This is a genomic window from Polynucleobacter campilacus (assembly GCF_002206625.1).
In the GTDB taxonomy this organism is placed as follows: Bacteria; Pseudomonadota; Gammaproteobacteria; order Burkholderiales; family Burkholderiaceae; genus Polynucleobacter; species Polynucleobacter campilacus.
Map to the genome: position 1 here is coordinate 61854 of NZ_NGUP01000004.1, position 24268 is coordinate 86121.

Consider the following 24268-nt stretch of genomic DNA (forward strand, 5'->3'; position numbering starts at 1 on the left):
TAATAAGTGAATCTTAAGCAGCCAATAATTGCGGGATACGGGCGTGCTTAACCTTAGGCTTAATTGCCTTTCTTGCTTTCCATAGGTCGTAGGCGGACTGTTGAGCCAGCCAAACACTTGCGCTACCACCGTTCTTTACACCAAGCCATGCCTCAATACGAAGTGCCATCTCTGGAGAGATTGCGGCCCTAGCATTTAAGACTCGGGATAAAGCGGGACGAGTAACCCCCAACTGCTCAGCAGCAGTTGTCACAGTAATACCAAGGGCAGGCAAAATATCATCCCGTAAGGTTAGCCCTGGGTGAAGTAATAGAAAATTTTTATTCATTAACTTCATTTTACTTTCATAGCGATATCTACTGCTTCACCAAGCACACTGCACAAGAACTCTACTTCTTCTGGCTTGGAAATAAATGGTGGGCCAACCGCAATGCAGTCACCTGCTACACGCACTAGGGCTCCCCGCTCAATACAAGCCTCTAGAACTTTCAACGCACGTAGCCCAGGCTTTCCTGGTACAGGCTCTAAATCGATTGCACCAGATAATCCAAAGTTTCGAATATCAAGTATTCCTGCTTTACCTTTTAGCGCGTGAAGTCCGTTTTCTAAAACAGGCTCTAGTGCTTTAGCGCGATTGACCAAATCATCTGATTCAAAAATATCAAGCACTGCATGGGCAGCTGCAGTGGGTATGGGATGTCCTGAGTAGGTGTAGCCATGGAAGAACTCAATTGCCTGCTCTTGGCCGCCATGACCAATAATGCTGTCATAGATATCTCCACGGACAAGGACACCGCCCATAGGGATGACACCATTGGTAATGGCTTTAGCAAAAATCAGCATATCAGGGGTCACACCGAAGCGATCAGCTCCAAAGTTGGCGCCTAAGCGACCAAATCCCGTAATCACTTCATCAAAGATCAAGAGAATGCCGTGCTTAGTGCAAATCTCGCGTATCTTTTGGAGATAACCTTCTGGCGGAACAATCACACCCGTAGATCCTTGCACCGGTTCCAGAATCACTGCCGCAATCGTATTGGCATCCTGCAAGGCGACGATCTTTTCTAATTCATCGGCTAGGTGAGCACCCCACTTCGGCTGCCCTTTAGAGAAAGCCATTTGAGAAAGATTTAAGGTATGGGGTAAATGATCTACGCCAGGGATCATTAAGCTAGTAAACATTTTCCGATTAGCGACCATGCCGCCAACAGAGATGCCGCCCATCCCTACACCGTGATAAGCACGATCACGTCCAATCATGCGCACCCTGGAAGCATTGCCCATCACGCGATGGTATCCAATAGCAATCTTAATTGCGGTATCAACCCCTTCAGAGCCAGAGTTGGTAAAAAATACTTTGTTTAATCCCTTGGGCGCCATCTTGACAATACGACTTGCTAGCGTAAAAGTAGCCTCACTTGCCATCTGAAATGCAGGGCAATAATCCATGGTTTCGTATTGCTTGTTAATGGCTGCACCAATACGTGGATCAGCATGCCCCAAGGGTGAGCACCAGAGCCCAGAGAGACCATCAAAGAGCTTACGCCCATGGTTATCGTAGTAGTAAGCTCCCTTAGCAGACTGCATCACCTTGGGATTCTGATGAAAGTAACGATTGGGTGTAAAGGGCAGCCAATAAGCTGACATATCAATTTTGTTGGAACCGGAAGCCGCCATAGATCTTTCTGCTGAAATTAATGAACTCATTCTGAATATCTAATACTATATAACTGATCACCCTTAAGACACTGAATGGAACCCAAAATGAAAGCACTTAAACATCCAATGAGATCCCTATTGATCGGTTTTATTGGCCTTCTAGTGAATACATCACTGCTGGCAGCCCCAGATATGGATTGGCCCAAGAAACCTATTGTCGCAATATTGTCCTTCCCTGCCGGTGGATCTACCGATGTATTTGCCAGGGCTGTCATGGCGCCACTCGGTGAAGCCTTAGGTCAATCTATTGTGATTGAAAATAAACCCGGTGCTGGGGGCATGATTGGTCTTCAAGCTGCAGCCAAGGCTACACCTGATGGTTATTCGATTCACTTCAGCGCTTTGACAAATCAAGTCATTTCTCAAGCTCTCTTTAAAAACCCACCTGCGGATTTGCGCAAAGACTTTGCGCCGGTTGCACTTGTTGGTACAGTGCCTCACCTTATCGTTATCAATCCCGGTGTTCCTGCTAAAAATCTTCCAGAGTTAATTACTTTTATTAAATCAAAAAGGGGAGATTTCAATTACGCCTCTCAGGGCAATGGCAGCCTCTCTCACTTAGAGTCTACTTTGTTCATGCAGCGTATCGGCGCTACGGGAACACACATACCTTACAAAGGAAGTAGCTTTGCTCTCCCAGATTTAATTGCCGGCAATACCTTAATGATGTTTGATAGCGTGACTGCTTCTTTGCCGCATATTCAGAGTGGTAAGTTGCGCCCTATCGCAATTGCAGCTGCAGAGCGCTCACCACTTATGCCAAACGTCCCCACCTTGGGACAAGATGGTATGAAGCAGTTCGATGTTGAGAACTTCTATGCCGTATTTGTACCAAAAGGTGTGCCTCCAGCCATCATCTCTAAATTAGAGCGTGAGATCCGCAAGATTCTGACGAATCCTGACTTCAAAGCCCGCATGGCAACACAAGGTATCCATCCTCAGTTTGCTAACTCAGAGAAATTAGCTGAGATTTCAACGGAAGAACATAACAAATGGGAGAAGGTAGTAAAGTCAGCGAATATCGAAGTTGATTGAACCTTTCAATAACACAGTAAATCAGAATAAGTAAATAAGTCCCTATGTTGATTTCTCCTCCCTTTGGCGGTGGTCGTGCGCCTGTTTTAGCTAAAAATACCGTCACCAGTTCTCAGCCTCTTGCAACACAAGCAGGTATTGAGGCCCTTCAAAATGGTGGCAATGCAGTCGACGCTGCACTTGCTACTGCCATCACCTTAACGGTTGTAGAGCCAACCATGAATGGCATAGGCGGGGATAGCTTTGCCATTCTCTGGGATGGCAATAAGCTCCATGGTTTAAATGCTTCGGGCCGTGCTCCTGCTGCCTGGACTCCAGAACATTTTGCTGGCAAATCGGCGATGGATCTCATTGGCTGGGACACTGTGACTGTTCCGGGTGTTGTTGCTGGTTGGGTTGAGTTATCCAAGAAATTTGGCAAACTCCCTTTTGCACAATTATTTAAACGTGCAATTGATTACGCAGAGAATGGCTTTCCGGTTTCGCCTGTGATTGCGCGGCAATGGCGCGAAGCCATTCCGATTCTCAAAGATCAGCCAGGATTTAAAGAGTCTTTTCTCATTGATGGCAAAGCACCTCAAGCGGGACAGATCTGGAAGTTTCCTAATCAAGCAAAAACCTTAAAAGAAATTGCGACCACTCAAGGCGAGTCTTTTTATAAAGGCCATCTTGCTCAAAGCATGGTTGACTTTGCAAAAACTTCTGGTGGTTGCTTTACGATGCAAGACTTTGCTGATAACAAACCGGAATGGGTTGAGCCACTCGCCTTTGATTACGGCGACTACACCCTCCATGAAATCCCCCCAAATGGTTCCGGGATTGCTGCGCAAATTGCCTTAGGTATTTTGCAAGCTGCAAACGTGAAGCAATATCCCACTAACTCTGCACAGCATATTCACCTGCAAGTCGAGGCAATGCGTATGGCCTTTGCTGACGCCTATGAGTATGTTTCTGATGCACGCTCAATGACAATGCCAGCAAGCTCATTACTCGATAGAGAGTATTTAGCTAGCCGTGCGGCCCTCATTGATCACAATAAGGCAGGCTCTTATAGTCCTGGTGATCCGCACTCTGGTGGCACAGTCTATCTTTGCGCCGCAGATCAATCCGGCATGATGATTTCATATACTCAGTCGAACTTCAAAGGCTTTGGTTCAGGAGTTGTTGCGCCAGGTGGAATTGCACTCCATAACCGCGGCATGAGCTTTAGCCTTAAAGATGGACACCCTAACCAAGTTGCACCAGGCAAGCGCCCTTTTCACACCATCATTCCGGCCTTCTTAACAAAGGATGGCAAACCGACTATGGCATTTGGTGTGATGGGTGGCAATATGCAGCCACAAGGTCATATTCAATTTGCCATTCGCTTTATCGATGAGCATCTCAACCCTCAAGCATGTTCAGATGCACCCCGCTGGCGCATTGATGACTTAGGCAAGCTAACCGTTGAAGCGGCGATGCCTGCAGAGATTATTGAGGGCCTCAGAAAGATGGGGCATGAGGTCATGGTGATGCCTGCGGATAGCTTAGATTTTGGTAGTGCACAGGCCATTGCGAAGATCAGCGATGACGCTGACTCTGCCTACATTGCTGGTAGTGATCACCGCAGAGATGGTTTAGCTGCTGGGTTTTAATTAATAGATTGCTGCTAAAGCTATTTAGAGGCTGGCAAGCAGTTCAGATAAAAACGCTTGATCTCCTGATCACAGCTCACATCTCTGGGTTCAATAGGTCTTTGAAGAGAGATACCCTCAATCGTTTTACATCTACTGAGGGCTACATAGACTTGGCCGGATGCAAATGCACCAGACGATAGATCTACTTTGACCTTATCGAGTGTCTTGCCCTGACTCTTATGAATGGTGACTGCCCAAGCAAGCATTAAGGGTATCTGAACATAAGTACCAATAATGCTGGGGGAGATCTTGCCTGACATCATGTCGTGATCGTAGCGATAGGACTCCCATTGATGACCTGTTACTTCCACGGTATTGGAGTAAGGTCCATTCTTGACCATGACCTTCACCTTATCGGGGAGTAGTTCTCGGACAACGCCAATCGTGCCGTTTACCCAGCGCTTCGGAAAATTTGGGTCTGTTGCAGTAAACATCACCTTTGCGCCAACCTTTAGAGCTAGATTATTAGCGGAAGGTAAGTTGCGCTCATCAACATTGAACTTACCAGTGGTTTTACCTGCATAGACTTTAACTTCATTAGTAATGGCACGTAATCCTGCGCCATTGATTTGATCTGCTCTCGCATTGGTAGTGGTGAGCGTGATGGTTTCTTCATCTACCTCAGTATCTTTACGATAACACTGAGCATTTAATGTATCTAAGGCCTCATCTACGTCTTGATTGATGCGGATACGATTCAGAAGGTTGGCAAAGTTCTCATCTTTCTGACGGAAGATCTTAGACAGCTCAATCATGGTGACGTCTTTACGATGTAATGCCATCGCACAGAAGAAATAAGGTCCCTCGTAACCACGATCAGCCAGCACTTGCATATCACTACTTGATACGACTGGCGGCAACTGAAACAAATCCCCCACAAACATCACCTGAATGCCGCCGAAAGGTTTACCTTTTTGTGGGCCGTTCTCGCGTAAGAATAAATCCATCGCATCGACTACATCAGCACGCACCATGGAGATTTCATCAATGATCAGAAGGCGTATATCTTTATAGAGGCGCTTATCCCGCAATGGCTTGATATCCTCCTCGGGAAAGATCAAGCGCGGCGGCAATCTGAAGAATGAATGAATTGTGACGCCCCTCACCTGAAGGGCAGCAACGCCCGTGGGGGCTACAACGACGACATTCCCAGGAATGGTTTCTCGAAGATGGCCAATGAGCGTTGTTTTGCCCGTACCTGCTTTACCGCTGACAAAGATATAGGGGTCGTGACGCTCAATAGCCTCAATAACTGCCTGGTAATCAGGCGTAACTTCGATCTCGGATGAATCTACTGCAGGACTAGTCATGCCCTATTGTTTCACGGCATCAGCCACACACCGAAATCCGATATAAACCACTGTGATATCGCTAGATTTAGATTCCACATCAGACTCTTGCTGTCTCTCTGGACCATACCACCATGAGGCACCACGGGTAATGTACCCACCGTTACGCTCTGTAGCCGTCCACTCCCAAACATTGCCACCCATATCGAACATACCATTGACACCGGGCTTCGTAGTCTTTGTAGTGACATGTCCTGTGCCACGATTTAAGGCTCCAGCAGGAGCCAAACCTTTGTAGTCACCACAACCACTTAAGCAATGAGAAACCGCTGGAGTATTACCACCAGGAAATGGGTAACGTTGTCCTTTGACATAGCCAGCAGGAGGATTGGCTCTTTGCTCTAAGAATGCAGCTGAGGTCCACTCAGCATCAGTCGGCAAACGTTTGCCGTAGTAACGACAAATAGACTCGGCTTCTTTTTGATTGAGATGCACTGCAGGCTCAAAATCGCCAGCAGGAACACCATAAGGAGTTTTCCAGGTCCAGCCTGGCTTTTGCACAAAACCACTTTCGTAATTTAAACCGCCGCCCTTCTTTTCAGCTGCGCTGACAAAACCAGTTGCTGCAAAACCTTTGACATCTCCAATCGTCATCTCGGTTTGATCCCAAATGAGGCTACCGATTTGTACCGTGGGGATAGAGGACTTGGGGGCGCTTTGGCTCGGCGACGTTCTCAACATGAAGTAGGCTGCAATAGCCGTTAGCAGCAAACCAAAAAGAACGGTGGAGAAATCAAACTTTTTCATTGGACAGGTGTACCTGTAGAGTGGATTTAATGGACTTGAAGATTCTAATCAAAACTGAAGAATCTGGCTTAAGGACACGCTGGATTTCCCACCAAAAACTAGCTTGTTAGTTGAGGGGCTTTACTTTAACGATTTCACCATCGGGATTGTGGTGGCATTGCATCACTTTTAAGGTTCGTGCTTTTTGCAGCTCTTCCAAAGTTAATTTAGTCCAGAGCACATCTTTCTCTATAGAGGGTTGCCGCATACCACTTCGGCGACGCTCTATTTTAAATCTCAAAATATCTTGTATCACCCAAATCATTAAGACGAGACATAAGACAAACCCAAAAGGCGCGGTGGACTCAAAGAAAGTGAGGAACTTTCTCCAGCCGCCATAAATAATCCAATCCTCATAGGCTAGATTAATACCAAAATACCAAGCAAGTGAAGTAAATAGCACTTTCCAGAAATAGAGCCAGATACCCCAACCAACTGCATTGGTTATTAGTGAGATTACCAACTCAGATTTTGAATGGTGCCTTACTCTAGAAAAAATGAGTGAGCGGTTATCGGGCAGTGTGACTTGAATATTCTTCTGTCTTTTCATTGCAGCCCCCTATCTGGGCTAGTCCACCGACCGCGAATCTTCTCTCTTCTAATGAGTGCTCTTGGGAAGGCAATGACAGTTGTCATCATCGATAGAATCCAAAATGCAATCGGATACCAAATCGTGAATCCATAATTACGCCAAATTTTTTCGTCGTAGCGTGAATCAATCCACATCGCGATACCAATCTGAATCATTGCTGTGACAGCAATTAACAACCCAGACCATTCTGGAATAAGTCCATGAACTTCTAAATATGGTGGTAGCGGAACTATGAAGTGCAGCAATTGGAAGTGATCTGAGGAGGTATTTGGGGCGAACGACGGGGCTCGAACCCGCGACAACCAGAATCACAATCTGGGACTCTACCAACTGAGCTACGTCCGCCGTTGAAGAAAAGACATTATAGCTTTTTGCTCAAAAACCTGTCAAAAATGGCCTAATTATCGGTTTCTAGCTCAAAAGCGGCCCAATCCCCAAGGGTCAGACTGGCATCTAGAAAGAAGTCTGCAATAGCTGCTTTGCTTTGAACCTTGGCTAATGCATGATGATCAGACAGCCGTTGACGCCAATATCTAGACCCTGCTCTGCCATGAGCTAAGCCTAGGACATGTCTTGTGAATGCGCCAATATAAAAAGGTTTCTCTTTTGCCCTGCACTCGTCAAACCAGTTCTGCACTTGCTTAACGAGAGCAATCTGAATTCTGTGCCACTCTGTCTCGCTAAAGAGGTAGCCTGCAGCATCACCATGAGTATTAATCAAATCGTCCCAACCTAGCAACATCGCCGGAAAATGATAAGCCGCCCTACCAATCATGAAGCCATCAAAGTCATCCCAATGACCAGCAATTTGTTCATTAGTTTCTAAGCCGCCATTGAGTAGAACTTTAAGATTCGGAAATTGTTTTTGCGCATCTAATCTGAGTTTTGCAGCCACCTCATAACGCAGCGGTGGCTTACTGCGATTCTCTTTTGGCGAGAGCCCCTTGAGCACTGCATTACGCGCATGAATCGTGACCTGACTTGCCCCCGCATCTGCCACTGCCAGAATGAAATCTAACGCAAATTGATAATCTTTTTCTGAACTAGCCGCATCCATGGAATCCAATCCAAGACGATGCTTTACCGAAATCGGAATATCCACCGCATTCCTCATTGCTTTAACACAGTCAGCAACTAAGCTAGGTTCAGCCATGAGGCAAGCGCCAAAAGCACCACGTTGCACTCGCTCTGAGGGGCAACCGCAATTGAGATCGACCTCGTCGTAGCCCCACTGCTGCGCTAGCTCTGCTGATCTTGCTAAGTCATTTGGCTCTGAACCGCCTAGCTGGAGAACAACTGGATGCTGATCTTGCGAATAATCTAAATGGCGTGGCACATCACCATGCATCAGTGCGCCAGTAGTCACCATCTCGCTATAGAGCACTGCATCTTTAGTAAGTGTTCGATGAAAAGAACGGCAATGTCTGTCGGTCCACTCCATCATGGGGGCGACTGCTAATCTTTTTTTTACTGTATTTTCCACGTTCTCTTTTAATTATTGAATGATTACTGCTTACTTAATTTTATGAGAAAAGTTTGAAGTTATTTTGCCTACGCTAAGCTTTCTTACTGAAGTAAATTTTTGGCAAATAATCCAAAGAAGCCCCTTAAATCGAAAGACCTAAGGCCCCGTAACGGGCACTTTGCTAAATAAACATATCTAAAACCTCAAGTTTTCCTTAAGTTTTCCGTAATTTGATATGTAGGGGCATGGTTTTAAGCAAAATTTATGATTTAATGGATTTAGGCCATTTTCATAGGAGTGCATCTCATGTCCATCTAAATTCCTAAGCTTTCCCCAATTCTGACTAATGCCATCAATACGGTTCAGGAAAACATTACAAAAACACAAACTAAGCTAGCTACTGGATTGGACCCTGAGATCAGCGGTACAAAAGCAAGCGTGATTCTATCGTTAACATCAGATATTGCGACCTGGAACACTAGAGCATCTAACCTTAAGTTGGTCGATAACATTGTGAGCGTTGCTCAAACGGGCCTCACTTCAATATCGACCCTGCTTTATCAGATGAAGAATATTGCTACATTAGCTGAGACTACTACTGGAACAAGTGACCTCGCAAGCCTTAGCGCTACCTATTTAAGTCTAGCCACCCAAATACAATCAACAGCAAATAGTGCCTCCGTGAATGGCAGCAACCTTCTCAATACCAGTTCTGGTATTACTATTTATCCCGCGCTGAGCTCATACACTACTTCAACCATTTATGGTTATAACTTTGCGACCGTTGGCACCACTCTAGCAACCTCATATAGCTTCCCAAGTGGCGATAGCGGAGCTAATGCTGCAGCTAAAGTGACTTTACTCAGTGGCTATATTACTACGCTCTCCACAGTGCAAACCTCATTAAGTGCTTACAGCGATCTTTTAACAGCAACAGCTAACGCTGCAAGCTCAACAGCTGATGGCCTAAATTCCTACATATCTGATTTACACGGAATTGATACGACTGCCTTACAAAATGATCTGCAAGCTTATAACAATCAGCAAAGTATTGATTACTACTTAGTGGGTCAAATGAATGCGGCCGCTTCGGATGAGCTAAGAATTTTCCGCTAACGTTATAAAGATTCTGAATTGACTGATGTGATTGGGGATTATTAACTTGCTTTGGTATTGAGCCAACCGACCAGCACCTGAATGGCTTCGGCGCTACTTCCTTGCCACGACTCCTGATCAACCCTGGGATCGCCGATCACACTGAGTAATTTTGCACTCATGGCAGTTTTCAAATCCTCTGGTGGCTTTACCCCTTTCCAGGCTAAGAGCAAAGCGTCCGAGAATAGTGCTTTAACTTCCGGGTAGCGAAATTGATTATGGACATCAATGCCCCAATCAAAGGCCAAGTGGATATAGTCTGTTTGCCGCCTTTTTTCTTTCGGAAATTTTAGCAACTCAATAAAGGCACATTTGGCAAAGGGAGTTGCCGCAAATCCAGGCCAGAGATCAAATTGATTGATCCATCCTATTAATCCCCGTTTTGTTTTGAGAACCGACTCAGCAACTAAACCAGGGCCATCATTAGTATTGAAGCAATTTAACTCCTGAGCTAAGGATTTTAGTGGGGAGCCTGATTTAATAGCGCTACTGGTAAAAAAACGCTGTGCTGCTTGAGACAAGCTCTCAAATACAGGGTCATTAGGCTTGAAGTGATAGAGATAAACATAAAATAAGGGCTCAGCCCATTTCATAGCCCTTTTAGCGATCCTCAGAGATCGCGGCAGATATATCTCAAAGTATTCAGTTAAATAATCAGTCCTCGTTGATAAACTACGCTCCGGCTCAAGCCAAATAGCATAGGGAAAATAGCGCCAATAACGTTGATCGACTTGATGACCAGAAAGCTGCGCCAAGGAAAAGCGAATAAAAGTACGCTCACCAACTCCAAATATATCAGGCGGTAGACCAATTCTTTCAATCGATATTTTTTGTGAGGCAATACTTTGCGCAGCGCTAGCTAGTAGAGGAAAGTCTTCAGGTAGTGCCGCTAAATTCATTTTGGCAAGGTAGCGGGCTTACTGATAGGGCCCTGAATGATATTAGCGCCAGGTGTCATAGTAGCCGCAGGAACTGTTGAACTTGTTTGAGTTGGTAGAGTACTAGCAGCATCTAAAGCATCTCTAGCGGCCTTACCTTTTTTAGAGTCAGGCTTGAACGCCAAGATAAAACGTAGCTCTACCCGTCTACTTTTTTCCGAGTCCTCTATACCAATACTTTTTACTAAGCGCTTATCAGCGTAAGAACTAATCCCAAATACATCTAACTTACGCTCATTTTGATAGTACTGAGGCTTACCCTCGGTAAGCACTTCGTAAACGGCACGAGCACGATCTAAGCCAAGATGCCAGTTTGTATAATTGCCTTGCTGGAGAGGTTTAGAGTCGGTATGCCCTTCAATAAAAATGGTTTCAATTTCTGCCTCCTCATCATTTGGGGGACAGTTTAGCGGTCTAACCGCTCTTTCTGAGTGGACATAGCAAGGCAGGATCTTAATGAGAGACTCTCTTGCCTTTTTTAGTGTTTGAGTAGAATTGTCATTGAGTACAGCGCTATTAAACCCAAATAGGGCATCTGCTGGCAGACCAATGACGCCTGATTGGGGGTCGATCACCACATTCAAACCAGCCTCTTTAAACTTTTGCCCAATAATCAGCACAGCACTAGCAAGGGGATCATTAACACTTTCTCCTCTTTGAATAGAATCTACCCTCTGAGAGAGCATCACAACCATGATGATGAATACAAACAATAAGCCAATCATCAAGTCGCTAGCAGAAGCAAGGTAGCCCGCCTCTTCGACTCGCTCGGTTTGCTTATGATGACTAGATGGTAAAAAAATCATTGCAATACTTTATCTTTAATTAAGTTTTAGGTAGCGATTCAACAAAATCATCCATCGTTTGCTCTAAGGTTGTAATCGTTGTGTGAATCGAAGAAATAGCCTGAGCTAATTTTTCATCTAACTTAAAGTGTAGCTGCACTACTTTATTAGAATAATCCGATACACCACTAGTTAGATGATTGACGGTTTGATCAATAGAGTTCTTAGTCGTTTCAAACTCAGTCCGCAAAGAACTCAGCGCTTCACGAGAAGCGTCGGTACCTAACTTAATCTCATTAACAGCATCCCTCAAGGCACTGGACATCGCAGGAATACCTACACCAAACTCTTTACTAATCACTTCTTGTGAGGCAACGGTGCCATCTAAACTGCGGGCTATTAAGCTGAGAGACTCTGTGCTCGATTGAATTTTTTGCACAAAGGAATCGACATTGACAATAACTTTATCGATACCATTTACTGAACCAATTAATCCGCCCAAAACAAACTCTAATTTAGTAGCACCTTCACTAGTGAACTCTTTGGCTCTTTGCAAACCAGACTCTAAGCCAAGCATAGTTTCATTTGTCTTAGTAACTGTTTTCTCTAGGGCGCTGATAGCACTCCCAAAAGAATCCCCAGCGTGTGCTAGAGAGACGCCAGCCCCTACGCCAGCAGTATTAAGCTTTTCAGTCACTTCAACTAGAGTTTTTCTGAACTGCTCCATCTCTTTAGCAGAGTCACCCTTAATAGCCTCTAAGAATTTCTCCATGATATTTTTAAGAGCTTCTTCATTAATGCGGCTAATCCGTTCAGTTAACTTATCGAAAGCATCAATGAGTTTTACGCTGAGATCATTAAATAAAGGTTCGAGAGCGTTACCAATCGCTTTAGATATGGATAAAGCAAAATCCGTTTCAAAACGTTTTAATTGATTTACTTGTTCGCGGTTTTGCTGCAGCATTTCATGGAACATGCCTAGCTGCGCTTGAATGACTGCTTGTGGAGCATTATCAGGCACAACTACTCTGAGCTGAGTCTGTAAATCATCAATGGATGCTTCTAACTTTTCAAGTGTAAGTTTTGCACCCCAGTTCCAAACTAAAGAGCTTAATAAGCCAGCAATCGAAGTGATGAACTTGCCACCAGCTGTGGCAATCAAACCTTTGAGGGCAGCATCGCGAGACTCTTGATTGCCAGTCATCGCTTGTCCTGCATCATTTAATGCTAATGCCAAGAAGATAAAGGTAAACATCAATCCCACACCAATCAAAATATTAGGCATGGTTTCATACAGCGAGAGATTAATTCTGCCAGCTAAGATATTTCTGGCAGTCCAGATATCGGAATAAGGCTTAAGGCAGTATTGCTTAGATCCTAAATCGCCACGAATCGTAATCAGATTTCTTTTGCACTCTTGTAATAAATCTAAAATGCGAGCATTTTGGGTCACTTCAATTGCCGCTGTAAAAATATCCCCGCTAGTCGCTGACCTGCTATCTAGCTCGCTATTGAGATCTTTAATTTCATTACTCGATTGATGAATGACTTTTGACCAAGACCAATACAGAAATGTAGCAACGAGAAGAATTCCAATTGCAATGCCAATGGGTAGGTATAAATTAACTGGATTTTGCATGTTTTATTGGAAATAAAATGAATAAAGAGATGGTACTAGATTGAACATTTGGGCGCTTTAAAGCAAACACTTCAAGAAACCGTCCATTAAGCACCCTTGCAAACCCGCTTCATTACAACTAGACCCAGGGTACCCTCTGCTACTGGTGCGAAAGGATATGGTTGCTTATCTTGATAAATCATATTGCCTTCACCCATGGGCGCAGAAAACCATTTCGTAGATAGTGCTCTTTGGAGCTCTTTTTTACAGTTGTACTCAATATAAGTTCTAAATGATTGATATGAGTAGCGATCTTTATCAACAATCAATTCTTTGGTTTCATTGACTAAAACTTTGACCTTAACTAGCCCCTTGCTTTTTTGAATAGCCTGAGCATCAATATAAACAGAAATATCTTGATTGGCTGTTACCTTAGTCCAATCTGCGCAAGCCTGGCTAGCAAACAATAGTGACGTAAGAAATAATATCTGTTTAATCATTAGCCAATCTTTCGAGGGATTGATTCATGGCGATACTGAAGATGTTGAGCATTGAACTCAATTTAAGAAACGTTAAAGTATGGATTGAGCAACCAATAGCATAATCCAATCCCCACAATCAGAATCAATAAAAAAACTGAACGCTTAAGGATGGATTTGGGTCTGTTGGCTTGGGGCACCTCAATACCTTGAAGCGGTAGTTGCGCAGAGGTTTGCTTGCCAATGATTTTTTGAATTAGGCTAGGCCTTTCATATTGAAGCTCATTGATCATTTTTTGAGCCAGCATGGCTTCAATCTCTTTAAGCTCCTTTTGCTCTTTGAGCTCTTGACTATCGTGATCGAGATCAGTTTGGCTTATATCAAACGCTTGATCTTCAGGCAGCTCCAAAATTTTCGCTACTTTTTGAGCACTTGAATATTTAATAGCTGCAGAATAAAATGCACCCTGTTCCTTACCTTCAATTTGGCGAATTTGACTATTCGAAAGGATGGCTTTATTTGCCAACTCCTCGATAGATAACCCCATCTTTTCTCTGGCATCCTTAAAGCGCTCACCCAATATTTTGGGTAGTGGATTGTTCTGCTTGTCGGACACCAAAATCTCCTTTAAGGATGAAACAAGAAAGTACTCGTCTGCCTAATGCCGCCATACCTTAACCAAACAACATCAAATTACTGCACATTGCCCATATTAATCATGAACTTAAGGTAGTTTATACACTAATTGTCACAATGCAAATATTTCAAATAGATGACAATTTTTTGCCAATCTAGCCGATTTCTTTAACGGGGGGGGTAAAAACAGAGGACGAGCCCTTAGGCCAAATCCTCATCTGCCGTATTGGCGCTCTCCCAAACATCCTCTTCAGGTGCAAACTGGGTTTGGGAGACGAAGTTTTTGATCGCCAATAATGAATCTTGGGCAACATCATCCAAGGTCACCGTCTTTAACTCATCGGCGCACAGGTGGCGACATTTTTCCAAATCACCCACTTCTGCCGCCTCAGCTAATGATAGCAATTGGCCCAAAATGCCTGACCGATCAACAATGGCGTCTACGACCACACCAGGCAGATTGAAGTGCGATAGCAACTCACGTGCTGACTCATCAAACAGGTTATCAATTAAGGATAAGCCACCCACCAAGAAGGCTAAATCGCTAGAACCTAAACCGCCACCTGCACCTAACTTGGTTGATAGAGATTCCATGAAGAAAGCTCGCACACAAACGAGTTGCAATAAAGGCGTAGCATCCAAAGCTACTTTTGCCTTGGTATCTGCGTATAGCAAAAGTTGCGTCCAACGAGTAATCCGCTTTACGCCAGAGATCACAGCAGCATCTCGGATATTTTCGGGCTTATCGCGCTTACGACGCGAGTCAATCTCAGCAATCACCATCAGATGCTTGGAAACGACTGGGTTAGCCTCAATTGCAGTCACTAAGTCTTTTAACTCTGGAGAAGAGAGCAACAAGGTCAACAGCTGTAATAACTTGCGATACTCCTCACCTCGATGCAAAGAAAGCTCGGGATCGGGCTTAATGAAGTAGAAACCTTCAAATGCGTCACAGCCTACATCACGCGCCTGATGAAATTCTTCTGGCTCATGAACGTTCACTGCAATGATTTGCAATACATTAGTAGCGCCCTTGGACTTTTCATCGCGCGGCAGTGGAATGCCTTTGCAGTAATCAATTAGACTGGATGGCTGAGCGACTTTTTGCAGATCCAATTTGATATAACGAAATTTGGGCAAAATGTCATCAAGGCCATCAAAGACTTCGGTCAGTCCCGTTAATACGAATTTATAGCCAGCACTTCTCAATCGCTCGAGCTTTTGCAAAATTTCAGGAGCTGGGGGCTCGCCAGAATCATCAAGATCTTTCTTGACCTCGGGATCTTCTACAGTTTCTGTAACCTGACTTGCTTCAGTCTTGATTGCCTCTAAGATCTCTGCAAGATGAATTTGTAGCGGAAACTTAATTGCCGGGAAACCTCGCAGCTCATCCCCTAGTTGATCGACGCGAATATCAATAAAACCTAAATGCTGACCTAGAGATTGGGTGACACCCTTAGTCTTGAGGGAATAAAAGATTTCGGGGAGAGTGACCTGGGTCACCTCTTTCCCATCATCATCTCTCAGGTTGGCGTCAGTCACCTCTTCTGGGTAACTTACTTCGGCTTTGGGGTCCTCAGCTAAGCGTTTAGCAATTTGTGCCAATACCTCATTACGATCGTTCAGCCGTTTAGCTTTGAGTGTGGTACCTGGTCGAAAGAAAAGCTCATACCCAATAATCGCTTGTTCTCTATTGATGATGGGCTCACGTCCAAGATAAGGATTTTCAGGCGCAATTTTCTCAGGCCCCTTGGGAGCCTGAATCGGTGCAGATTGTGCTTTTTTCTTGAAGAGTGCCATAACTAAAGTAATAAAAACGAGTGAAGCATTAAGCTCATTTTTACCACAATTGGCTCATAATTTAGCCGTTTATCTGCACTAAATCCGGACCCTTTTCCTCTTTGAGGTCATATCCAGATTGACTTGATACCATCTTCCAGGGAATAGCTTGAACCAAATCAAAGATGAGGACTACATTGATCATAAAATACAGAATAAAATATTTTGAAGTATCCAATTCTTCAATTGAATGAGAGCGCCTCAATGAAAAAATTAGTCATCATCATGCTGTGTTGCTTTAGTTCTGTAGCTATGGCTAATTGGTTAGAACTGGGTAGCAACGATACCGCCGTGATCAAGATCGATACCAGCACGATTAAACGTAACCCCTACTCCATTCAAGCTTGGGTTTTATACGACCTTAAGAAACCACAACAAATCTTTGAGGGCGATAGAGATTTTTATTCTGGAGTAGCGCTTTACGAATATGACTGCACAGAAAATAAAGCCCGTTTTTTAGAAAAATATGCCTATACCGATAAGAATGGGCAAGGTGATCGTATCTTTTCATCTAACAAGCCAGAAAATTGGATCAGCATTCCACCCAACGTATTAAATTTCAAAGCGTTTACTTATTTGTGTAGACCTAAATAAGCTAGCAAGCTTGTTTTTTAGACATTCTTTATTTACGACGCTCTTGGACCAATACCAAGTCAAAACTAAAGCTTGATCCCTGCCCTTCAATACTGTGGATATTGAGCTTACTACCCATTAACTCCAAAATACGATTGCCGATTGTTAAGCCCAGTCCAGTACCTCCAAAACGGCGAGAAATCGAACCGTCGGCTTGTGCAAAGGGTTCTAATATTTGCTTTTGAGCCTCTTGTGAAATACCAATTCCGCTATCTTTGACGGTAAAGCGCAAGGTTAATGTGGAATTCTCTAGCTTAAGCGTCTGAATCGATAGATCTACTGAACCTTGCTCAGTAAACTTGATTGCGTTACCAACCAGATTATTAACTACAAGACTGAGATTAAAAAAATCACCAATCAATTGTGTTTTAGGTTCTAAGTTGCAAATAAGATTCAATTGCAAGCCCTTAGCCTTTGCACTTTCTAAAAATAAAGCACGCACCCTAGTAAAGAGGTCTTCAATAGTGAATGGCGCAGTATTAATATGCGCCTTATCGGCTTCTAATTTAGAGAAATCCAGAATGTCGTTCACAATCTCAAGGAGTAACTTGGCTGAAGATTCAATGCCTTGCAAATACTCTCGAACTACCGGGCTTAAGGGCTCATACAAGGCCAAAGCAGATAAGCCAATAATCCCCGTCATAGGAGTGCGAATCTCATGAGACATATTCATTAAAAACTGGGTTTTGATATTGAGTGCAGACTCAGCGTCGGTCTTTGCCTGCACTAGCTCAGTAATTTCCCAATTAGTGCCGACCATCCGCAGGGGTTTATTGTCAGCATCTCTTTCTACAAGTGCTAAACCACGAATAAAGTGGATGCTACCGTCGGGCCAAATCGTTCTAAATTGAGTATTAAATTCACTAGCCCCTTCGAGAGCTTTGGTAATTGCCGACTCCGCACTCTCCCTATCGTCCCGGTGAAGCCTCTCAGCCCAGTCAGCATAGGTACCCGTAAACTGATCCCGAGTAATGCCGTAGAGCTTGAGCATTTGCCCATCCCAAACCAAGCGATTATTAAAGAAGTCGTAATCCCAAATACCGACACCACCCGCACGAGCAGCTAGCTCTAAGCGATTCTTGGTTTCAAAAATAATTTTTTCAGAAACTTTACGCTCGGTGATATCACGCTGAATAGAAACCCAATGGGTAAACCAACCGGATTCATTAGCAATCGGAAAGATATTGAGCTCTTGCCAAAATTCCTCACCATTTTTTCTATAATTTAAGATTTCTTCACGAATATGCTTCCACTCACCCAGAGCATGCTTCCACTCACCCAGAGCTTTAAAAATTCTATTCTTGGTCTCTGGGTCAGATCTTGGGCCTTGAAGCATGCGAGGATTTTTTCCTAACACTTCGTGTGGCGCATAACCTGTTTCGCGCACAAAAGCTTCATTCACATACACAATGCGCGGCTCTTGATCGTCAGTGGGAATATCTGTAATTACGACAATATCATTCGTATTCGCAATCACGACGCCAGCTAACCTGACAAATTCCTCGCGATCAACGATGGAGAAAGAGGGATCCTCGAGTAACTTCGCCGCTTGATTACTCATATCGGGGGATTGATTGGAGCTAGTCATAAAGTCGAATTATAGATTTACCCGCCGATTTGGCAAAACTTCATTCTAGAGCAGAAAATTTGGCGAATGAAATATATAACTTAAGCGGCCAAATTTTCCAGCGTAGATGAAATAGTATTGAGGAACTCTTTAAACCCGATAGGTTTTTCAATCAGGCCATTAAAACCAGAATCGATGATTGCCTGCTTGTCATCTTGCATCACTGAAGCTGTAAAAGCAACAACGGGGATAGCGGCATAACGAGCATCAGCACGCATCCATTTCAAACAATCAAAACCACTCATACCTGGTAGCTGGATATCCATCAACACTAAATCTGGGCACTGCTTTTCAAGCTGACCCTGCAAGTCTTCGCCACACTCAACTAAATTGAGAGCCTATGCACCACTAGAGGCCGTTTTGACGGCATAGCCACGACTCTCCAATACAGCCTTTAGTAAATCAATATTTTCAGCGGTATCATCAACAATTAGAATATTGGTAGGTTTCATAGCTTAGTGACTGATTTATATAGGTATTTTAGATGGTGTGAGGGTTCATTTTCCGCGCCAATCTATTATATTATCTTTACATTGCCTTGATGCCGTTTTGAGGCTGCCCTATGCAAGTTACTGGAGATCACATGCAAAAAGTATTTACCATCAGCGCAGAATGGGACAGCGATGCTAGCATCTGGTCGGCTACCTCCGATGATGTGGTGGGATTAGCAACCGAAGCTGATTCAATTGAAGTCCTTTTTAATAAGCTCTCTTCCATGCTTCCGGAATTAATGCTCTTAAACAAACTGACGGATCAAGCTGAAATTGTGTATGAAGTGCTGGCCCGTAAATGTGCTACGGCTCACATTCCAACTGAGGCGTAATCATGGCTAAAGTCATCGGATCCTATCGGGGAAACTCTTTTTCGACAGATTTAGTTGCAATACTCAAAGAGGCTGGCTGCCACTATCATGCGCCAGCTCACAGAGGGAATCACGATATTTGGTTTTCACCAGTAACCAGTGTCTACTTCCCCTTAGATAGCAAAATACTCTCGCACCATACTGCTAATGCGGTTTTGAAGATTGCTGGCCTGCCCGAACAATTTGAGGCCCATCAAGATGAAGATGCTGAAGATAAGACTGAGTAACTAAATCAATAGTTCTTGTGCATCAAAAATTTTGGATGCGAATTATCTAAAAATCGCCAGTAAGGAGGATGCCGCGTTATTCATCTGCGAGATCACCTGAAAATCTAGACTTTGTTGCGTGCTTAAAGCCTGCAAACTAGCTTGCAAGGCAGTCAAATCAATATTCTGAATATCATCCACTGTTTTCTGTGAACTGGTGACTAATTTAGTACTCTTGTCTAGTGCACTATTGAGATCTGTACTAGCAGCTGACAAAGATGCTTGGGTAGAAGAAATTTGTGAAATAAATTGATTGATCAAAGCGATTGCTTTGGGTGCATTGTCTTGCCCAGAAACCATCTGACTGGCAGTCACGGTTGCCATTGGTCCATAGGAGGTTCCCGTTAAGGTCAAAGTACTTCCGGTACTCACTCCAGTAAAACCACCTACGAATGTGCCACTGAAGGCTCCAAGATTTGAGCCTGGCTCTCTACCCGCAGTAATTTTGCTAGCAAATAATGAAGCGACTTCAGAGGGCGTTAAGTTTGTATTAGCAGTCAGCGTCAGACCACCAATTGTTGCACTATCACCCGCATTGAGATCATACAAGGTGACCGTCTGAACGGCACGAACACCTAATACACCATTAGAACCAGCAGCTTGCGTAGTGACATTTGAAGAAGATAAGGCAACTCTAGCAGTCACACTACCATCTACGCTCACCGTGCCCATCGGTCCGAAGTTTTGACCTGTAAGGGTTAGAACTCGTCCTAGGCTGGAGGCGTTGAATGCTCCCCCAGTAAAGGTGGTGCCATTAAAACTACCTAAGCTTGATGATGGATTATTGGCGTTAGATGTGATCTTGTCTGCAAAAAAGCTAGCAACTTGATCAGGTGTTAGATCTTCATTGGCAGTTAGTGTTAGGCCACTAATGATTGCTGTGTCACCTTTATTGAGTGCATTCAGACTAATCGTCTGCAGAGCAAGAACTCCTGGTGTGCCGTTAGAACCAGCAGCTTGCGTAGTGACATTTGAAGAAGATAAATAGGCGCTAGTGCTCGTAATTGAGCCTGTACTGCCCGTAACATAAATAGAGCCCTGATAACCATTATAGGAACCAGTGATGGATAAGGCGCCATTAGATATGGATCCCGGTACAAAAGAGGCTCCATATGTACCACTGAAATATCCTCCTGTAGGCGAACTAGAATTACTGCTCATTCTTTCAGAGAAATTAGTCGCTACGGTAGTAGCATTGAGAAATGTATTAGCAATAAATGTTAGGTTATCAACCCTAACACTCTCCCCGGGGAACATGTCATGAAATTGAATTTTTTGTCGAGATGGAGATCCTGGTCCACCTGCAATACCATCCGATGTAGTTGTTACGTCAGATGAAGTTAAAGTACTGCCAGAAACTGATATTAGACTTTGCGGTCCAGTGCTGTTAGCGGTAACGTAGAGCAATCCTGAGTTGAGGGCTGATGAGTTGTAAGGAGAGTTAAATGGTGCAGTAAAATTTGTACCATTGAAACTGCCACCAGTACCTGTATCCGTATTGTTCATCTTTAACCAAAATCTACTAGCAAGATCTGCTGCACTAACGTTAGTATTTGCAGTAAATGTAAGACCCCCGATCGTTGCAGTCTGTCCTGCGGATATATCATGCAGCGTGATTCTCTGAATTGCATTTGAGCCCGAACTTGAACCACTTCCCCAATCTGATACAGACACATCTGAGAGTTGAATAGTCGCATTAGCAGTTCGTCCACTAATTCCTAGAGTTCTTATTCCAGCAGAATCACCCTGAAAAGTCAGAATACCGCTACCGTTATTGCTAATGTTAAATCCACCCTGAAAACTACCCGTAAAACTACCAATAGAGGGGAGGCTTCCTGGTGAAGAAAATTGCTCTGCAAAAACAGTTGCAATCTCTGCTGGAGTTAAGTTTGTGTTTGCCGTAAAGCTTAGACCGCCAACAGTAGCCGTATTACCAGCCGCTAGAGGCAAAAAAGAAACGGTGATATTTGCTGTTGAAAACTCTCCGGACGATATAACCGTCTCATTCGATGTGCCCAATGGTGATCTGGCAGATACACTTGAACTAACCGGCACTTGACCCCTTGGTCCAGCAGCCTGACCGCGCAAGGTTATAGTGCCATTGGTAATAACAGGAGCATCAAAACCGCCCAAAAAAGAGCTACTTACATCAAAAGCACCCAAAGCAAAAGATGGGGAATAGGAATTTGAGTTAATCTTGCTTGCAACAATTGTTGCTACCTCTGCTGCCGTCAAATTAGAATTGGCAGTAAATATCAAGCCACCCACATTCACAGTATCACCACTAGCCATACTATTCAAACGGATAGTTTGCTGTGCGAGACTTGATGGCACATCAGTTACCCCAGGGGTGTTGCTGGTGATATTACTAACATTGATGCGGGTCGTCCCACTAGCAATACTGCCGCCGACTAAAATTGATTGTGGTCCTGTACTTGACCCACTAAATACTATCGTGCCGCTACCATCATGAACACCAGTAAAACTTCCTGAAAAACTACCGGTAAAACTTCCATCCATAGGGGGGGTACCGCTGGGATTATTGACCTTATCGGCAAAGATCGCCGCAACTTGCGTCGCACTTAGATCTTTATTAGCGGTAAAGGTTAAGCCACTGATGGTTGCACTATCACCATTGGCTAAGCCATTAAAGCTAATAGTTTGCCGAGCAGAGGTGGGTGCTACATCAGTTACTCCGGGAGTATTACCAGTGATATTACTACTGCTGATTCTAGTTGTTATGCTCGCAATATTGCCGCTAACAGAGATAGACTGTGGTCCAGTGATAGATCCAGTGAAGATCACCGTGCCACTGCCATTATCAGATGCAGTAAAGCTGCCTGTGAAGCTATTTGTAAAAGTACCGTATGCAGAGGTACCACCAGGGGTATTTACTTTTTGAGCAAAAACGGTTGCCACTTGTGCTGCAGTTAAGTCTCTATTGGCAGTAAATGTTAAACCACCAATGGTTGCACTATCGCCATATGCTAAGCCATTAAAGCTAATGGTTTGTTGTGCACTTGTAGGATTGCTGACAGTAGGTACGCCATCTACTACCGTAGTGGGAGTTAAATTTTGAGAAGCAACTGCAAAAGTAATCGCATTTAGAGCTGTTTGCAAACGGGTGATATCAATGCCCTGAATTAAAGTAGTTTGGTTATTCACACCATCGGTGCCGCTGACTACCGATAAAGTCTGATTACCAGTGAGTAAATTATTGCCGTTCAAACTGGTCGTAGCAGCAATTTGCCCAATTTGTCTATTGAGGCTAGCAAATTGAGTAAACAAATTGGTCTGATCAACTGAGTTAAATAAGCCATTAGATACTTGAGTAGCCAAACTCTGCATTTGCGCCAGAATCGATGAAATTGAACTTAAGCCTGTTTGCGTAATATCGATGATGTTGTTGGCGTTAGTGATATTGCCTTGAACAGCGTCTTGGCTAGTGGCCTGATTAGATAATCTAGCAACGACACTAGCTTGTTGCTTAGATAGTGGTTGCTTGCCATCAGCAATCTGCGTATGCGTCGCTTCAAGACGTGCCTGAACATCATTGACTGCACTTTGCAGGCTTGATGCTAAGGTTGTGATCGAATTATTCATACGAACTAAAAAACACAATAAAATTAATGGCTTAGGTAACTAAGCCATATTAATTAATAACTGTTTTTTTAATGGTTAGAAAAAAGGCACTTAATAGCCTTAATTCCTAAACTCTTTGAGAAATGTTGCTTTGAGATGGCTTTACAGCCGGGTAAAGCCTATTGAATTAGCTTGTCTTATTCAGTTAAGCAGCCAACAGATACTTCTTGTTCTTCTGGTACTTGCCTGCTCTGGAGGGCACATTGCATAGATTGCACTCGTACTCTTCGTGGAGGTCATACACATCAACCACAAACTTGCCTTTACAACATGAACAAGTTTCAGTTTTCAGAAGTTTTTGCTCTACAAAACGAATCAGTGTCCATGCGCGAATCAAACTAATGACTGGCTCATCGCTGATCGGATGGTCATCAGCCTGCTCAATGATGTGATATTGCTCAAGGTAGAGCTGATATGACTTAATCAGAGCCTGAATACCGGTAACTCCAGTATTTTCTTTTAAAAAATTGTAAATATTGAGAAATAAAGAAGAATGAATATTCGGTTGCCAGGTCAAGAACCAATCGGTTGAAAATGGCAACATGCCTTTGGGAGGCGAGATTCCTTTTAATTCTTTATAAAGCTTAGTCAAACGCTCGCGTGATAAAGAAGTGTGTGACTCCAACAACTGTAAACGCGCACCCAAATTAATTAACTGAATCGCTAATTGCAGTTGCTCAGTTTCACCAACAATGCTTTTGACTTTCATGATCTAAATTCCGCTTTCGTTATGAATATTGCAGAACTTAGGCAATGGCTTCGGCTTTTTGGCCGGCCATCAAAATAGAGCTGTGGACGATAGATTGGGATAAACCCTTAGTATTTTTGGTCAGCATACCCAACATAGCAGCATCGTCAAAGCGGAAGCGCATCAGCATCATGTTGGAGCTGGCCAACTTAATCAACTGAGAATTGCTTAAATCCCCAATTAAATCAGCGATATCCATGCTCACGCCAAGGCGGAAAACAGCCTGCTCCTTGTCTGCTTGAATCATCTGTTGAGCCAGCATTAAATAATTCAGATTCGCTTCACGAATTTCTGTCATAATGCTTTCTTGTGATTTATCAATCAGTTGCATGTTCTATCTCACTTAATTTATGCGATTTAGTACTTTCGCGATGGATGTAGTTTGCCCGACCCATTTTTTTTCTAAATGAGATAAAT

At 43.7% G+C, this 24268-nt stretch carries 23 protein-coding genes, 1 tRNA gene and 1 pseudogene; 6 read left to right on the forward strand and 19 right to left on the reverse strand.

What is annotated here, in order from left to right; translation table 11 throughout:
• Window positions 1-13 precede the first annotated feature (13 nt).
• The gene (locus CBI31_RS08415; protein WP_088526055.1) at window positions 14-328 is read right to left on the reverse strand and encodes a HigA family addiction module antitoxin; all 315 of its coding nucleotides are present in this window, start codon (window positions 326-328) and stop codon (window positions 14-16) included.
• A gap of 5 nt (window positions 329-333) precedes the next feature.
• Entirely contained in the window at window positions 334-1707 is a 1374-nt protein-coding gene (aptA, locus tag CBI31_RS08420; RefSeq protein WP_240553868.1) for an omega-aminotransferase AptA, read from the reverse strand.
• Between the two features lie 57 nt (window positions 1708-1764).
• Here aptA and CBI31_RS08425 point away from each other — a divergent pair, with 57 nt between their 5' ends.
• Window positions 1765-2754, forward strand: coding sequence for a Bug family tripartite tricarboxylate transporter substrate binding protein (locus CBI31_RS08425; protein WP_206075478.1), 990 nt, complete (start codon window positions 1765-1767; stop codon window positions 2752-2754).
• Between the two features lie 44 nt (window positions 2755-2798).
• Complete coding sequence (locus tag CBI31_RS08430; RefSeq protein ID WP_088525967.1) at window positions 2799-4388, forward strand: gamma-glutamyltransferase family protein; 1590 nt, start codon at window positions 2799-2801, stop codon at window positions 4386-4388.
• A gap of 20 nt (window positions 4389-4408) precedes the next feature.
• Here the strand turns inward: CBI31_RS08430 and CBI31_RS10600 are convergent, their stop codons facing one another.
• From CBI31_RS10600 to dusA, 6 genes are all read right to left on the reverse strand, one after another.
• On the reverse strand, window positions 4409-5740 hold the full coding sequence (locus CBI31_RS10600) for an ATP-dependent DNA helicase (RefSeq protein ID WP_088525968.1): 1332 nt from the start codon (window positions 5738-5740) through the stop codon (window positions 4409-4411).
• A gap of 3 nt (window positions 5741-5743) precedes the next feature.
• Window positions 5744-6526 (reverse strand): formylglycine-generating enzyme family protein, encoded by a 783-nt coding sequence (locus CBI31_RS08440; RefSeq protein ID WP_088525969.1) that lies wholly within the window; start codon window positions 6524-6526, stop codon window positions 5744-5746.
• Window positions 6527-6632: 106 nt separating this feature from the next.
• Window positions 6633-7115, reverse strand: a complete 483-nt coding sequence (pgaD, locus tag CBI31_RS08445) for a poly-beta-1,6-N-acetyl-D-glucosamine biosynthesis protein PgaD (protein ID WP_088525970.1) — start codon at window positions 7113-7115, stop codon at window positions 6633-6635.
• Window positions 7112-7402 (reverse strand): hypothetical protein, encoded by a 291-nt coding sequence (locus tag CBI31_RS08450; protein WP_133062491.1) that lies wholly within the window; start codon window positions 7400-7402, stop codon window positions 7112-7114. The genes pgaD and CBI31_RS08450 overlap by 4 nt, the downstream gene beginning before the upstream one ends.
• 24 nt (window positions 7403-7426) lie before the next feature.
• Window positions 7427-7502 (reverse strand) — tRNA-His (locus CBI31_RS08455).
• A 52-nt stretch (window positions 7503-7554) separates the two neighbouring features.
• Entirely contained in the window at window positions 7555-8640 is a 1086-nt protein-coding gene (gene dusA / locus CBI31_RS08460) for a tRNA dihydrouridine(20/20a) synthase DusA (protein WP_088525972.1), read from the reverse strand.
• Between the two features lie 333 nt (window positions 8641-8973).
• On the opposite strand from dusA, the gene CBI31_RS08465 reads away from it, so the two are divergent.
• Window positions 8974-9738, forward strand: a complete 765-nt coding sequence (locus CBI31_RS08465; RefSeq protein ID WP_338047337.1) for a flagellin — start codon at window positions 8974-8976, stop codon at window positions 9736-9738.
• A 41-nt stretch (window positions 9739-9779) separates the two neighbouring features.
• Here the strand turns inward: CBI31_RS08465 and CBI31_RS08470 are convergent, their stop codons facing one another.
• The 6 genes from CBI31_RS08470 to CBI31_RS08495 form a co-directional block, all read right to left on the reverse strand.
• Window positions 9780-10676 (reverse strand): EH signature domain-containing protein, encoded by an 897-nt coding sequence (locus CBI31_RS08470; RefSeq protein ID WP_088525974.1) that lies wholly within the window; start codon window positions 10674-10676, stop codon window positions 9780-9782.
• On the reverse strand, window positions 10673-11521 hold the full coding sequence (locus tag CBI31_RS08475; protein ID WP_088525975.1) for an OmpA/MotB family protein: 849 nt from the start codon (window positions 11519-11521) through the stop codon (window positions 10673-10675). Before CBI31_RS08475 ends, CBI31_RS08470 begins: the two co-directional genes overlap by 4 nt.
• A gap of 19 nt (window positions 11522-11540) precedes the next feature.
• Complete coding sequence (locus CBI31_RS08480) at window positions 11541-13139, reverse strand: hypothetical protein (RefSeq protein WP_088525976.1); 1599 nt, start codon at window positions 13137-13139, stop codon at window positions 11541-11543.
• Window positions 13140-13225: 86 nt separating this feature from the next.
• Window positions 13226-13618, reverse strand: coding sequence for a surface-adhesin E family protein (locus CBI31_RS08485; protein WP_088525977.1), 393 nt, complete (start codon window positions 13616-13618; stop codon window positions 13226-13228).
• Window positions 13619-13680: 62 nt separating this feature from the next.
• On the reverse strand, window positions 13681-14214 hold the full coding sequence (locus tag CBI31_RS08490) for a helix-turn-helix domain-containing protein (protein ID WP_088525978.1): 534 nt from the start codon (window positions 14212-14214) through the stop codon (window positions 13681-13683).
• A 221-nt stretch (window positions 14215-14435) separates the two neighbouring features.
• Window positions 14436-16034, reverse strand: a complete 1599-nt coding sequence (locus tag CBI31_RS08495) for an EAL and HDOD domain-containing protein (protein WP_088525979.1) — start codon at window positions 16032-16034, stop codon at window positions 14436-14438.
• A gap of 243 nt (window positions 16035-16277) precedes the next feature.
• On the opposite strand from CBI31_RS08495, the gene CBI31_RS08505 reads away from it, so the two are divergent.
• Window positions 16278-16667: a surface-adhesin E family protein gene (locus CBI31_RS08505; protein ID WP_088525981.1), complete on the forward strand. Its 390-nt coding sequence runs from the start codon at window positions 16278-16280 to the stop codon at window positions 16665-16667.
• Window positions 16668-16695: 28 nt separating this feature from the next.
• On the opposite strand, the gene CBI31_RS08510 is transcribed toward CBI31_RS08505, so the two are convergent.
• Complete coding sequence (locus CBI31_RS08510) at window positions 16696-18294, reverse strand: PAS domain-containing protein (RefSeq protein ID WP_088525982.1); 1599 nt, start codon at window positions 18292-18294, stop codon at window positions 16696-16698.
• An 80-nt stretch (window positions 18295-18374) separates the two neighbouring features.
• Window positions 18375-18647, reverse strand: a pseudogene (locus CBI31_RS08515) (response regulator); the annotation flags it as partial.
• 248 nt (window positions 18648-18895) lie between these two features.
• Between CBI31_RS08515 and CBI31_RS08520 the strand changes: the two are divergent.
• Window positions 18896-19156, forward strand: a complete 261-nt coding sequence (locus CBI31_RS08520) for a DUF1902 domain-containing protein (RefSeq protein ID WP_206075479.1) — start codon at window positions 18896-18898, stop codon at window positions 19154-19156.
• 2 nt (window positions 19157-19158) lie between these two features.
• Window positions 19159-19422, forward strand: coding sequence for a hypothetical protein (locus CBI31_RS08525; RefSeq protein ID WP_088525984.1), 264 nt, complete (start codon window positions 19159-19161; stop codon window positions 19420-19422).
• Window positions 19423-19464: 42 nt separating this feature from the next.
• Here CBI31_RS08525 and CBI31_RS08530 read toward each other — a convergent pair whose 3' ends face one another.
• The 3 genes from CBI31_RS08530 to flhD all read right to left on the reverse strand — a co-directional run bounded on the left by CBI31_RS08530 (window position 19465) and on the right by flhD (window position 24182).
• Window positions 19465-23064: a beta strand repeat-containing protein gene (locus tag CBI31_RS08530; RefSeq protein ID WP_088525985.1), complete on the reverse strand. Its 3600-nt coding sequence runs from the start codon at window positions 23062-23064 to the stop codon at window positions 19465-19467.
• A 184-nt stretch (window positions 23065-23248) separates the two neighbouring features.
• Complete coding sequence (gene flhC, locus CBI31_RS08535; protein ID WP_088525986.1) at window positions 23249-23812, reverse strand: flagellar transcriptional regulator FlhC; 564 nt, start codon at window positions 23810-23812, stop codon at window positions 23249-23251.
• A gap of 37 nt (window positions 23813-23849) precedes the next feature.
• Window positions 23850-24182: a flagellar transcriptional regulator FlhD gene (flhD, locus tag CBI31_RS08540; RefSeq protein ID WP_088525987.1), complete on the reverse strand. Its 333-nt coding sequence runs from the start codon at window positions 24180-24182 to the stop codon at window positions 23850-23852.
• Window positions 24183-24268: the final 86 nt, after the last annotated feature.